This window comes from Stenotrophomonas rhizophila, assembly GCF_001704155.1.
In the GTDB taxonomy this organism is placed as follows: domain Bacteria; phylum Pseudomonadota; class Gammaproteobacteria; order Xanthomonadales; family Xanthomonadaceae; genus Stenotrophomonas; species Stenotrophomonas rhizophila_A.
On record NZ_CP016294.1, the window covers coordinates 2,141,302 to 2,153,730 of the forward strand.

Below are 12,429 nucleotides of genomic sequence, written 5' to 3' on the forward strand. Positions count from 1 at the left end.
CCGTTGACCGGCCTGTGGTGGGTTGATTCCGATCCACGGATTGTTACGGGCCCATCGGGACCCGTATCAACCAATCCTTTCTCCGCTCAATCCCAGGTCCCACGCCAATCCCGCCAATGCGGGATCCAGCGGCGTTGCCGCCGGTGCCGTCGCCATCATTCCCGCCAGTTCCCGTTGCGCCTGCTGTTCCAGCGCCGCCAACAGCGCACGCCCGCTCTTCGGCACTACGGGCGCCAGAGCAGGGGGCATGGCGTCGCCCGCAGCGTCGGGCGACGCGCCGTTACCGGCAGGAATCAATTGGGAGGGGGCGGCGTTCAACAACATGCGGCAGTCTTCAGCAGATGGGTCAGGGCGCTACACGCACGAAAGCCCCGGCAATGCCGGGGCCCTCGTGGAATGCCGTTGCGGGCACGAATGGCAGGTCAGAACAGTTCAACCGCACCGGCTGCCATGCTCTGCTGGCTCACCGGCTTGTGCGGCGGGCGTTCCCATTCGCTGCGCATTTCGCGCAGGCGGTTGCCGGTACGCTGCAGCGCGGTGGCCACTTCGGCATCGAACACGCCGCCGTTACGGTGCAGCAGTTCCTGCAGGCCGACCGCTTCACGGTTGATCGAGGTCAGGCGGTCCAGGTGGGTGTGCACGCCGCCCAGGGCCTGGGTGGCGATGTCCTCGAACTGCAGGGCGCGCACGGCTTCGGCCACGCTGCTGTCGATGGCACGGCCGCACTCGGAGATCTCGCGCATGCCTTCGCCCAGCGACGCATTGATCTGCGCCACGTTGTCGAGCATGGCCGCCGCTTCGTGACGCGCTTCGCGGGAGCGGTCCATGTCCCGCGAGGCCATGTTGGAGACCGTCTCGCGGACCTTGGCGATGGCGTCCTTGGAGCTGTGCGCCAGCTTGCGGATCTGCTCGTTGAAGGTGGTGGAACGCTCGGAGAGGTTGCGCACCTCGTCGGCCACCACTGCGAAGCCGCGACCGGCTTCACCGGCCCGGGCTGCTTCGATGGCCGCGTTCAGCGCCAGCAGGTTGGTCTGGTCGGCGATCGACTTGACGTCTTCCAGCAGCGCGAAGATGCCATCCAGGTGCTGCGCCATCTGGTCGATGTGCTGCACGGTGTTGCTGCTCTGGCCGCTGACCTGTTCCAGCGCTTCCACCAGCTGTTCCATGCGGTGGCTGGCGTGCTGGGCGAAACGGGCCACGTCGACGCCGGCGCCGCCGTCTTCACCGGCGCGGTCGACGATCCGGGCCAGTGCCTGGCTCTGCTGGCGGGACTTGCGGTTCATGGCATCGAAGCTGCCACCCAGGCCGGCCACGGCCTGGCGGATCAGGTCACGGGCGCGTTCGATTTCGCCACGCGAACCGTCGATTTCGTTGCCGACGAACGAGCGCAGCTCGGTCAGCAGCTGGTCCTGTTCCCGCATCATGCGGGCATGCTCGGGCGAGCGCTGGGTCTGGGCGCGGGCGGTCCACCACGCGAACCCCAGCCAGCTGAGCGTCATCGTGGTCAGGATCGCCCAGCGCAGGGCGGCCGGCCATTCAAAGCCGATGGCGAAGGGAAGCAGCAGGGTCAGGACCAGGGGGGCGGCCAGACTAGTGAAGAGGCGTGAGTACATGGACGTTCTCGGGGAGGTGCACGGATGATGTATCGGCCGTACCCCCGTTTGCTTTAGCCGCCGTGCACCATTTTTTATCGAAGCTGACGGTCCACCGCTTCGATCATCGCCTTGCGCGAGATCAGGAAATCCCAGTACTGGCCGCCGGTCTGGCGCCACAGCACCGCCGAACGCACCGCCGCCAGCAGCAGCGCGCGGATCTCGGCCACCACCCCGGCCTGGCCCAGGTAGTGCGGGTTGCCCTGGACCATCACCCGCGGTTTGAGGTGGCTGATGGTGTCGGCATACAGTCCGCCCAGGCTGGACAGCACGTCCGGGTGGGCGCTGTCGTTCAGCTCGGCGGCCTGGCGCTGGGCACGGGCGATGCCCTGGCTGACCTGCTCGACCACGGCGTCCTCGCGTACGAAGCGGCGCTCGAGCTGCAGCACGGCCAATGCCAGCCGCGGCAGGATCTCGTCCTGGCCCTGGTTGCGGAAATAGTTGTGCAGCAGGCGCAGGCCCGGGGCCAGGTTGGCAGCGCTGCCGTAGATGGCCTGCGGGCTGTCAGCGTCGATCCGGAACACGCTGTCGATCGCGGTGCGGACCACGCTGGCCTCGGAATGGCCGGTTTCGGCGATGCGGCGCACCTGCTGCAGCGCCTGGGCGATGCCAGCCAGGGCAAGGACGCGGTCGTCGACGGAAAAACTCATGCAGCAGATACCTCGAAGGGGGAAGGGGCGGTGCGCAGGCGCTGCTCCAGCGGCGCATCGGTGGCGGCGATCACCGCGCCACCCAGGCAGACCTCGTCGTCATACAACACCAGGGATTGCCCGGGGGTTACGGCACGCTGCGGCCGCGCGAAACGCACGTCCACGCTGCCATCGTCGCGCACCCGCACCGTGCAGGGCTCGTCCGGCTGGCGGTAGCGGGTCTGCGCGGTGCACTCGAATTCGCGCGCAGGCGGTGCGCCGGCGATCCAGTGGGCAGTTTCCGAATGCAGGCGGGTCGACTGCAGCCACGGGCTTTCGCGGTCCTGGTCCACATACAGCACGTTGCTGGCCACGTCTTTGCCCACCACGTACCACGGGGCCGCCGGTCGGCCCCGCACGCCGCCGATGTTCAGGCCTTCGCGCTGGCCCAGGGTGAAATAGAACACCCCGGGGTGCTCGGCGATGCGGTTGCCGTCCGGGTCCTGGATCTCACCGGTACGCGCCGGCAGGTAACGGCCCAGGAACTCGCGGAAGTCCCGCTCGCCGATGAAGCAGATGCCGGTGGAGTCCTTCTTGGCGTGGGTCGGCAGGCGCGCATCGCGGGCAATGCGGCGCAGGTCGTTCTTCTGCAGGTCGCCGATCGGGAACAGGGTGGCGGCCAGCTGGGCCTGGCCCAGTTGGTGCAGGAAGTAGCTCTGGTCCTTGCTGCGGTCGGCACCGCGCAGCAGTGCCCAGCGCCCACCCACCTGGGCTACGCGGGCGTAGTGGCCGGTGGCGATGCGTTCGGCGCCCAGCTCGCGGGCCGCGTCCAGGAAGTGCTTGAACTTCACTTCGCGGTTGCACAGCACGTCCGGGTTGGGGGTGCGCCCGGCCGCGTATTCGGCCAGGAAGTGTTCGAACACGCCCTGCCAGTATTCGCCGGAGAAGTCGCGGAAGTGGAACGGAATGTCGAGCAGGCCGCACACGGCGACCGCATCGCGGCGGTCGTCTTCGGCGCGGCAATCGCCGCTGCCGTCGTCGGCCCAGTTCTGCATGAACAGCCCGGCCACCGGCTCGCCCTGCTGGACCAGCCGCCAGGCGGCCACGGACGAATCCACGCCGCCGGAAACGCCGACCATGATGCGCGGGGTGCTCATGCAACCTCCTTCACAATCGACAGCGGGTGGCGCTGGCCGGCCAGGAAGTCGGCAACGACCTCCCAGACCAGCGGACTGCGCAGCCGCGAGGGCTCGGCCTGCAGCTCGGCCGGGTCCAGCCACAGCGCGCGCAGGATGCCGGTGTCCAGCGGTCGGGCAGGGTCATGCGAGATCGGCTCGGCCGCGTAGGCGAAGCGCAGGAACGGCGTGCCGTCGGGCGCGGTCCACTGGTAGGTGCCGATGAAGGCGGTCAGCCGCACCGTCCAGCCCGATTCTTCCAGGGTCTCGCGCACGGCGGCGGCGGCCAGGCTTTCGCCCGGCTCCAGGTGCCCGGCCGGCTGGTTGAGCACCGCACGGCCGTCGATGGCTTCTTCCACCAGCAACAGGCGCCCGTCCCGCGCCACCACGGTGGCCACGGTCACGTGCGGCGCCCAGCGCAGGTCCTGCACTTCGTTCACGTCAGTATTCGTCCGTTCCAGTCAGTTCAAGTTCCATCGCGTCGGCGGTGTTCATCGCCGCCTCGATGGCCTCGCTCAGGGCATCCGCGCTGGCGTTGGCATCCACCTTCACCACGAACATGGCCAGCTGCTCCTGCTTCACCCAGCCGCCCAGCTTGGCGTCCTGGGAGTCTTCCAGCAGGCGGTTGGCCACCGCGGCGGAGAACTGCTTGCCCGGCGCGTTGTAGCCCGGCGACCAGATCTCGCGGATGCGGTGCTTGCCGTACTCTTCCACGGCCGAGCGCACGAACACCAGCTGGGTGCGGTCGCCTTCGACGTCGAACACCAGCTTGTAGTCGCCGTCCTCGTCGACCTCGTAGGGGTACTTCAGCGTATCCAGTACACGGCCGACGGCCTTGTCGGGCGTTGCGGCCTGGGCCCCGAACACGGTGGCGGTCAGCAGCAGCGCGGTGGCGATCCTTTTCATGAAATCCCTGTGAAAGTATGTATCCATGAGTGGATTGTGACGGGGGCAGGGGGCCAACGTCCAATCCGGCCGGTGCGGCGTCTATAATGTCCGGATGCCCCGCGAGCCTTCCCAAGAACCCCACCACGACCACGGCGTAGCGCTGGAACCAGCCCGCCCGGAGGTCGCGCCGCCGCCGTTCTACCAGGTGATGCTGCTGAACGACGACTACACCCCGATGGACTTCGTGGTGACCGTGCTGCAGCACTTCTTCTCGATGGATCTGGAAAAAGCCACCCAGGTGATGCTCAACGTGCACACCCGTGGCCGTGGCGTGTGCGGTGTGTTCACCCGCGAGGTCGCCGAATCGAAGGTGGCCCAGGTCAATGAGTTCTCGCGCATGAACCAGCATCCGCTGCTGTGCACGATGGAAAAAGCCGGGTAGAGCGGCAATACCGGCGCCTGAGGGGCGGCTTCGGTGGGTTGAAACGCCGGATGGTGTGTTCCACCCGGCAGGTAACCGGCTTCGGACACTTGGGCCGCGCTGCGCGCGGTGTCCGGCCAACGGCCGGGGCTACGAATTTGTACGGGCCCATCAGGATCTGGATCAATCAAATGCCGGCCCGCGCATGGCCCGGGTGTGGCCGTTTACAGTCCGCTTGCCCGTCCCTGTCTGAAGCAACGCAGGGAGCCGTCGGGCAGGCGGGGTACTTGCCACGGCGAAATGACGTCGCCATCACGGGTGGGCAGCCAATGCTGGCGGTGTCTGGGGCATGATCGCGCAAGTGATAACGCCATCTGAACGCACCGATCCAGTAGGGTGATGGAAATTGTGCAGGTAGGCCGCATATTGTTCTCAACTGCCGCCGGAGTAGAACATGTTCAGTAAAGACCTCGAACACACCATCGGTCAGTGCTACAAGCGCGCCCGTGAGGCCCGCCATGAGTTCATGACGGTGGAACACCTGCTGCTGGCACTGCTCGACAACCCGTCCGCCCAGGCCGTGCTCAAGGCATGCGGGGCCGACGCCGACCGCCTGCGCCAGGAGCTGGAGCAGGCCATCGAGGCCTCCGTCTCGCGCCTGGCCGAAGATGACGGCCGCGACACCCAGCCCACCCTGGGCTTCCAGCGCGTGCTGCAGCGGGCCGTGTACCACGTGCAGTCCTCGGGCAAGAAGGAGGTCACCGGCGCCAACGTGCTGGTGGCGATCTTCGGCGAAAAGGACTCCCATGCGGTCTATTACCTCAACCAGCAGGACGTGACCCGGCTGGATATCGTCAATTACCTCTCCCATGGCATCGCCAAGCTGGGCGAGGAGGGCGAAGTGCCGCCGTCGTCGGACGCCGAAGGGCGCGCCGAGGGTGCCGATGGCGAAGGCAAGGGCGATGCCCTGGCCGAGTTCGCCAGCAACCTCAACGAAGCGGCGCGCAACGGCCGGATCGACCCGCTGGTCGGCCGCCGCGACGAAATCGAGCGCACCATCCAGGTGCTGTGCCGCCGCCGCAAGAACAACCCGCTCTACGTGGGCGAGGCCGGCGTGGGCAAAACCGCCATCGCCGAAGGCCTGGCCAAGCGCATCGTGGAAGGTACGGTGCCCGACGTGCTGGCCGATGCGGTCATCTACTCGCTTGACCTGGGCGCGCTGGTGGCCGGCACCAAGTACCGCGGCGATTTCGAGAAGCGCCTGAAGGGCGTGCTGACCGCGCTGAAGAAGATGCCGAACGCGGTGCTGTTCATCGACGAGATCCACACCATCATCGGTGCCGGGTCGGCGTCGGGCGGCACCATGGACGCCTCCAACCTGATCAAGCCGGCGCTGGCCTCCGGTGAGCTGCGCTGCATCGGCTCCACCACCTTCCAGGAATACCGCGGCATCTTCGAGAAGGACCGTGCGCTTGCCCGGCGCTTCCAGAAGATCGACATCGTCGAGCCGACCGTGGGCGAAACCTACGAGATCCTGCAGGGCCTCAAGCCCAAGTACGAGGCGCACCACGGCGTGACCTATGCCGATGACGCGCTGCAGGCGGCGGTGGACCTGTCGGTGAAGCACATCGGCGACCGCCTGCTGCCGGACAAGGCCATCGACGTGATCGATGAAGCCGGTGCCCGCCAGCGCCTGCTGCCCGAGGGCGAGCGCAAGGAACTGATCGACATCGAGGAAATCGAAACGATCGTGGCCAAGATGGCGCGCATTCCGGCCAAGCAGGTCAGCGCCACCGACAAGGACGTGCTGCAGCACCTGGAGCGCAACCTGAAGATGGTGATCTTCGGCCAGGACCCGGCCATCGAGACCCTGTCCTCGGCGATCAAGCTGGCCCGTTCGGGCCTGGCCAATCCGGAAAAGCCGATCGGCAACTTCCTGTTCGCCGGCCCCACCGGCGTGGGCAAGACCGAGGTGACCAAGCAGCTGGCGCTGCAGCTGGGCATCGAGCTGGTGCGCTTTGACATGAGCGAGTACATGGAGCCGCATTCGATCAGCCGCCTGATCGGTGCGCCTCCGGGGTATGTCGGCTTCGACCAGGGTGGCCTGCTCACCGAAAAGATCGTCAAGACCCCGCACTGCGTGCTGTTGCTGGACGAGGTGGAAAAGGCCCACCCGGATATCTTCAACATCCTGCTGCAGGTCATGGATCGTGGCGTGCTCACCGACACCAACGGGCGCGAAGCGAACTTCAAGAACGTGGTGCTGGTGATGACGACCAATGCCGGTGCGGCGCAGGCCTCGCGGCGGTCGATCGGCTTCACCCGGCAGGACCATGCCACCGACGCGATGGAGATCATCCGCAAGAGCTTCACGCCGGAATTCCGCAACCGCCTCGATGCGGTGGTGCAGTTCCAGCCGCTGGGCTTCGAGCACATCCTGCGCGTGGTGGACAAGTTCCTGATCGAGCTGGAAATGCTGCTGCAGGAAAAGCACGTCAGCCTGTCGGCCACCCCGACCGCGCGCGACTGGCTGGCCCGCCACGGCTTCGACCCGCTGATGGGTGCCCGCCCGATGGCGCGGGTGATCCAGGACAAGGTCAAGCGGCCGCTCGCCGACGAGCTGCTGTTCGGCAAGCTGGTCAATGGCGGCCGGGTCAGCATCGACGTGCGCGACGACGAGCTGTTCGTCGAAGCGCAGGCCGAGCCGGAGCGGCTGCTGCCGGCAACGGTCGAATGACCGGCAGGCCACGACCGTTGGCCGTGGCTCCTTGAACGCAAAAACGCCCCGGATGGGGCGTTTTTGTTGGGTCCCGCTCAGCGCTTGGCGCGGGATGCGAACGCCTCTGCGCTGATCGGCTCAAGCCGGGCGACATCGCAGCTGCCGGTGTCGGTGCGCAGCTTGCTGGCGCGTGCCCCGCACAGCTGGCCCTCGTTGCTGGGGGTGGCAAACTCCAGCTTTCGCGAGAAGCTGGCCTGGCTGCAGCTGTTCTGGAAATGGACGATGTAGTGATCGGTGCCGTTGCGCAGCAGGATGCTGCGATCGGCGCCCTTGCGGACCAGCTGCTGGTCGCTGGACAGGGTGATGCAATCGGAGGCCGCCGGGGTGGCGGCAGCTGGCGCAGTCTGCGCCGATGCCGTAGCGGCTGCGCTGGAAACAACCAACAGGCAAAGCGCGATCAGGGTCTTCATGGCGGGGGCCAGTGGGTCACGATCCGGAGTGGACCGTAGACCACAGTGCCTGCGTTCGGCCGGTGGCGAATCTGCATCAAGGCAGGCTGACTGATGTCAGGGTGCCGTGGGGCAGGGTGACTGCCGGCACGGTGGGCACAGCTGAATGGCGCCCACGCAAAAAGGCCAGCGCAGGGCCGGCCTTTGATCGCGTCTTCCGGAGAAGCCGCCCTGCCGCTTACTTCATGCGGTAGGTGATGCGACCCTTGGTCAGGTCGTAGGGCGTCATTTCAACCTTGACACGGTCGCCCGTCAGGATGCGGATGTAGTTCTTGCGCATGCGGCCGGAGATGTGGGCGATGATTTCATGCCCGTTTTCCAGTCGAACGCGGAAAGTGGTGTTCGGCAGCGTCTCGCTGACGGTGCCTTCGAACTCGATGGAGTCGTCTTTCGACATGTAGTCCTGTGCAGTTCTATAAACGGCCGAGCTGGCCTTAAGAGCGGGCATTTTACGCGCATCTCCCCCGGGATGCAAAGATTGCGTTAACCGTCCGCCTCAGGCCAATGATGCGGCGGAAACGTCGCCAAACCGCTCCGTCCACCCCCCGGGCGGCGCTGCGGCCTGCACCTGCTCCCGCACCACCCCCAGGAACCGCTCCCGCGGCCAATGCACGGCGCCCATCCGCAGCAGGTGGTCGTTTTCCACCTGTGCATCGATCAATGGCCACCCCCACGACGACAGCCGGTGGGCCAACCCGGCCAGCGCCACCTTGGAGCCGCCGCTGGCCGCGCTGAACATGCTTTCGCCGAAGAACATCCGGCCGATGGCCACCCCGTAGATCCCGCCCACCAGCCGGTCGCCGTCCAGCACCTCGATCGAATGGGCGAAGCCGAGGGCATGCAGCGCCACATAGGCCTCGATCATGTCCCGGGTAATCCAGGTCCCGTCCTGCCCCGGGCGCGGGCTGGCCGCGCAGGCCTCGATCACCTCGCGGAAGCGTGTATCGGCACGCAGCACCCAGCTGCTGGCGCGCAGGCTGCGGCGGAAGCGCGAGGACAGGTGGACGCCCTCGGTGCGGAACACCATGCGCGGGTCCGGCGACCACCACAGCAGCGGCTGGCCCTGCGAGAACCACGGGAAGATGCCGCCGGCGTAGGCATTGAGCAGGCGCACCGGTGAGAGGTCGCCGCCGAGTGCCAGCAGGCCATCGGGATCGCGCAGCGCGGTTTCGGCCGGCGGGAAGGGGGCGTCCGGCCGGTCGTCCAGTCGCCAGGGCAGGTGCCGGGTCATGGGGACTCGATGGCTTTGAAGGGGGTGTGCTCGGCCAGCAGCTGCGCATAGCGCTGCACTTCCTCGCGCTCCTGCGCGCACCAGCCTGCAAGGGCGGCGGCGAACGCGGGCTCGGCCAGCCAGTGCCGGCTGCGCACCGGGTGTGGCAGGAAGCCGCGCGCCAGCTTGTGCTCACCCTGCGCGCCGGGCTCGAAACGGGTGAGCCCTTCGCGCAGGCAGTACTCGATACCCTGGTAGTAGCAGGTTTCAAAGTGCAGGCCGGGCAGGGTGGCGCCGCCCCAGTAGCGCCCGTACAGGGTGTCGCCACCGCGCAGGCACAGCGCGCCGGCGATCGGCTGGCCCTCCAGCATGGCCAGGAAGATCACCAGCTGACGCGGCATCGCCGTGGCCAGGTGCTGCAGGAAAGGCAGGGTCAGTGCCGGCGAATTGCCGTACTCACTGAAGGTCTGCAGGTAGAAGTCGTGCATGGCCTGCAGGTCGGCGTCGGTGGCTTCATCGCCGTGCACGATCCGGTAGCTCACCCCGGTGCGGGCCAGCTTGGCGCGCTCCTGGCGGATGTTCTTGCGGTGCTTGTGATCCATCGCCGCCAGGAAGCTGCTGAAGTCGGTCCAGTTGCCCGGGTTGTGCCACTGGAACTGGATGTCCTCGCGCAGCAGCCAGTCCGGCCCGAACGCGGCGTCGTCTTCAGCCAGGTGGAAGTTCACGTGCGCCGACGACCAGCCCATGCGGGCGACTTCGGCGCGCAGGGTCTCCACCAGCGTGCGAGCGGTTTCCGCATCCTTCGCCAGCAGGCGCGGCCCGCTCACCGGCGAATACGGTACTGCGCCCAGCCACTTCGGGAAGTACGCCAGCCCGTGGCGGGCATAGGCATTGGCCCAGGCGTGATCGAACACGAACTCGCCATGCGAGTTGTCCTTCAGGTAGCCCGGTACCGCCCCGATCAGCTGGCCGCTCTCCCACAGGGTGAAGTGGCGTGGCCGCCAGCCCCATTCCGCACGCAGGCAGCCGTGTTCCTCCAGCCCCTGCAGGAACGCATGACTGACGAACGGGTTGCGGCCGTCGTGCAGCGCATCCCAGTCGGCGGCGGGCAGGTCGGTGAGGCGATGAAGGAAGCGTATATCGGGCATGGCTGAAGGATAGGGCAGGCCGATGGAAAACGGGGTGTTTTAGGTAGCGTTGATCGGCTTGCGGTAACCGATAAGAAAGTCGTTCAGTAAACGCCGGGAAGCGTGCGTTGGCGCGCGTTCGTGCGGCCATGAAGGGAGGAGATTTCAAGTCGCGCCGAACTGTTGGCGCGAATCTCAGTCGACTCAGGAGCTTCGTCGTGATCAAGTGCAGTGGCCTCAACCGTCTCTTCTCCGCTTCAATGCTTGCCGTCGGCGCGTGTTGCGGCTTCGCCCCGACCCCGCTTCATGCAATTGAGGTCTTGGCGCCAGAAAGCAATATGGAGCTGGATATGCTCCTCACGCGTGCAGCCAGCGATCTGGTGGGGCGTATAGAGCTGCTTGAGGGGCAGGCGAGAAGCAGGCATGTCAGTGCGTCGGTGGATCTTTCGCAAAAGGTCATCACCGTGAACCTGGATCGCGGTTTCATCCCGCAGGACTACGGCCCTGCATTTGAAGATCAACGCAGCATCATCAACAACGCGCTGTTGTCAGTCACAGATCGATTCCTGCATGTTTCGCAGGTCAATTACCTTTACGGTGGATTCGACGTCTACCACTATTTTCCAGAGGTCAAGGAGGAGGATGATGCGGCTCGAAAGGCCGGGGAGCGCATCCGCCGTGAAAAGCAGGAACGAGAGCGATCGGGGCAGGTCGCGGGGTCTGGCGTGGCATTCGTGGCGGCAGGGCATGGATACTACTTCGACCACAAGGACCGAGCATGGAAGACGCAACGAGACCCCCATAACGGCGTGATGGAGGGCATGCTGACGCCCACCTATGCCGCTGAGCTGAAAAGCTTCATCGAACTTCGCTCTCAGATGCCTGTGATCCGGCCTCGCGTCCAAGATGGGACGGGGACTCACCCGGAGAGTGGGCAGGAGTGGTGGCGGATGGCTGCGCGCTATTCGGTCGCGGCGCAGTACCCGGGCAATCCTGAGATATGGAATACCCATGAAGGGAGTGCTGCAAGTGATCGCGAGTACAAAGAGGACATCAACACTCGACCACTGCTTGCCAATCATCTGGGTGCAGAATTCGCCATCCACCTGCACAGCAATGCAGATGATCACGGTACGGCAAGGGGTGCCCGTGTCATCGTCCAGCCCGGGCGCCCCTCAGATGCAGCGCTGGGAGCGAGCGTTCTATGTGCAATGAAAGAACTGATTCAAAGTACGCCCGGCTACGAGTCGTTCGTCGTAGCGCCTGCGCCTCATTCCGAGGATAAGGGCGAAAACCGTCTGGCCACCATGCCCTCCATCATCGTCGAGACGGCGTTCCATACGCATCCGGAAGATGCGGCGGCACTATTGGACCCGGTGTTCCGTGCGGCTTCGATGAAGGGGGTTGAGAAGGGCCACCGTCTGTTCCGTGATGGCAAGGACTGTACGCCGCTGGCCCTGTCAAAGATTGATCGCGTTACTGTTCCTGCGAATGGGGCGGCAGAGACCAGCGTTCGTTTCGACGGCCATCCACAGTTCCCGGTAACCCTCAGCTTCACGCCTGTCTACTGCACCCAGCCGGGCGCCTGCAGGGCGGAAGTGAAGACGGTTACGGAGGCGTCTGCCTCACCCATCAAGGTGCAGATGTCCTGCGAAGGGAGCGGCTACGGCATGGTCAACTGGAGCACGGTCATGCGCGATGCCGACGGCGTCAGTTCCGGCCCCGTCGAGCACTGGATGACATGCGAGAGCAGCAGTTGATCTGGCAGCTCCATTGACATGCAGAAGGTCGGCGAGGTGCGCCGGCTTTCGCAGAACAAGTGTGACTCAGTCTTGGGCGCGGGCAATGTCCGCTAGCGCCTTGGTGATGAACGCAGGGTCGCCGTCACTCTCAAGGATGCAGGCATCTAGATAGGCCGCCATTTCTTCGGGGGTGCGTAGATGATCTGCTACGTCGAACGCTTGTGTATCGATCTTCTCTGTCACAGTTGTCTGGCTCCGAGGTGCTTGTCGATGCGCCGATGCTTCACCTGTACAGCGTAGTCTTAAGGTCGTCTGGCGAGCATTGCAAACAGTTGTGTATGACCAGAAACGAAGAAG

At 65.7% G+C, this 12,429-nt stretch carries 14 protein-coding genes; 3 read left to right on the forward strand and 11 right to left on the reverse strand.

Annotated elements, in window-relative coordinates; genetic code table 11:
- Positions 1–66 precede the first annotated feature (66 nt).
- The 6 genes from BAY15_RS09670 to BAY15_RS09695 form a co-directional block, all read right to left on the reverse strand.
- Complete coding sequence (locus BAY15_RS09670; protein WP_068851772.1) at positions 67–324, reverse strand: hypothetical protein; 258 nt, start codon at positions 322–324, stop codon at positions 67–69.
- A gap of 98 nt (positions 325–422) precedes the next feature.
- Positions 423–1,613: a methyl-accepting chemotaxis protein gene (locus tag BAY15_RS09675; protein ID WP_068851775.1), complete on the reverse strand. Its 1,191-nt coding sequence runs from the start codon at positions 1,611–1,613 to the stop codon at positions 423–425.
- Positions 1,614–1,687: 74 nt separating this feature from the next.
- Positions 1,688–2,302 (reverse strand): high frequency lysogenization protein HflD, encoded by a 615-nt coding sequence (gene hflD / locus BAY15_RS09680; RefSeq protein ID WP_068851776.1) that lies wholly within the window; start codon positions 2,300–2,302, stop codon positions 1,688–1,690.
- A complete protein-coding gene (mnmA, locus tag BAY15_RS09685) occupies positions 2,299–3,438 on the reverse strand; it encodes a tRNA 2-thiouridine(34) synthase MnmA (RefSeq protein ID WP_068851779.1) in 1,140 nt (379 codons plus the stop codon). The genes hflD and mnmA overlap by 4 nt, the downstream gene beginning before the upstream one ends.
- Positions 3,435–3,896, reverse strand: a complete 462-nt coding sequence (locus BAY15_RS09690; protein WP_068851780.1) for an NUDIX hydrolase — start codon at positions 3,894–3,896, stop codon at positions 3,435–3,437. Before BAY15_RS09690 ends, mnmA begins: the two co-directional genes overlap by 4 nt.
- 1 nt (position 3,897) lies before the next feature.
- Positions 3,898–4,362: a hypothetical protein gene (locus BAY15_RS09695; RefSeq protein WP_068851783.1), complete on the reverse strand. Its 465-nt coding sequence runs from the start codon at positions 4,360–4,362 to the stop codon at positions 3,898–3,900.
- A 94-nt stretch (positions 4,363–4,456) separates the two neighbouring features.
- On the opposite strand from BAY15_RS09695, the gene clpS reads away from it, so the two are divergent.
- Both clpS and clpA read left to right on the forward strand, forming a co-directional pair.
- Positions 4,457–4,786, forward strand: a complete 330-nt coding sequence (clpS, locus tag BAY15_RS09700; protein ID WP_068851786.1) for an ATP-dependent Clp protease adapter ClpS — start codon at positions 4,457–4,459, stop codon at positions 4,784–4,786.
- Between the two features lie 433 nt (positions 4,787–5,219).
- Positions 5,220–7,502, forward strand: a complete 2,283-nt coding sequence (gene clpA, locus BAY15_RS09705; protein ID WP_068851788.1) for an ATP-dependent Clp protease ATP-binding subunit ClpA — start codon at positions 5,220–5,222, stop codon at positions 7,500–7,502.
- Between the two features lie 77 nt (positions 7,503–7,579).
- Here clpA and BAY15_RS09710 read toward each other — a convergent pair whose 3' ends face one another.
- The 4 genes from BAY15_RS09710 to BAY15_RS09725 all read right to left on the reverse strand — a co-directional run bounded on the left by BAY15_RS09710 (position 7,580) and on the right by BAY15_RS09725 (position 10,351).
- Positions 7,580–7,954 (reverse strand): hypothetical protein, encoded by a 375-nt coding sequence (locus tag BAY15_RS09710; RefSeq protein WP_068851791.1) that lies wholly within the window; start codon positions 7,952–7,954, stop codon positions 7,580–7,582.
- Between the two features lie 217 nt (positions 7,955–8,171).
- Positions 8,172–8,390, reverse strand: a complete 219-nt coding sequence (infA, locus tag BAY15_RS09715; RefSeq protein WP_005409596.1) for a translation initiation factor IF-1 — start codon at positions 8,388–8,390, stop codon at positions 8,172–8,174.
- A 99-nt stretch (positions 8,391–8,489) separates the two neighbouring features.
- Complete coding sequence (aat, locus tag BAY15_RS09720; RefSeq protein WP_068851794.1) at positions 8,490–9,224, reverse strand: leucyl/phenylalanyl-tRNA--protein transferase; 735 nt, start codon at positions 9,222–9,224, stop codon at positions 8,490–8,492.
- Positions 9,221–10,351: a GNAT family N-acetyltransferase gene (locus BAY15_RS09725; RefSeq protein ID WP_068851797.1), complete on the reverse strand. Its 1,131-nt coding sequence runs from the start codon at positions 10,349–10,351 to the stop codon at positions 9,221–9,223. The genes aat and BAY15_RS09725 overlap by 4 nt, the downstream gene beginning before the upstream one ends.
- A 197-nt stretch (positions 10,352–10,548) precedes the next feature.
- Between BAY15_RS09725 and BAY15_RS18850 the strand changes: the two genes are divergently transcribed.
- The gene (locus BAY15_RS18850) at positions 10,549–12,090 is read left to right on the forward strand and encodes an N-acetylmuramoyl-L-alanine amidase (protein ID WP_157771712.1); all 1,542 of its coding nucleotides are present in this window, start codon (positions 10,549–10,551) and stop codon (positions 12,088–12,090) included.
- 66 nt (positions 12,091–12,156) lie between these two features.
- Here the strand turns inward: BAY15_RS18850 and BAY15_RS09735 are convergent, their stop codons facing one another.
- A complete protein-coding gene (locus BAY15_RS09735) occupies positions 12,157–12,315 on the reverse strand; it encodes a DNA-binding protein (RefSeq protein WP_237334238.1) in 159 nt (52 codons plus the stop codon).
- Between the last annotated feature and the right edge of the window lie 114 nt (positions 12,316–12,429).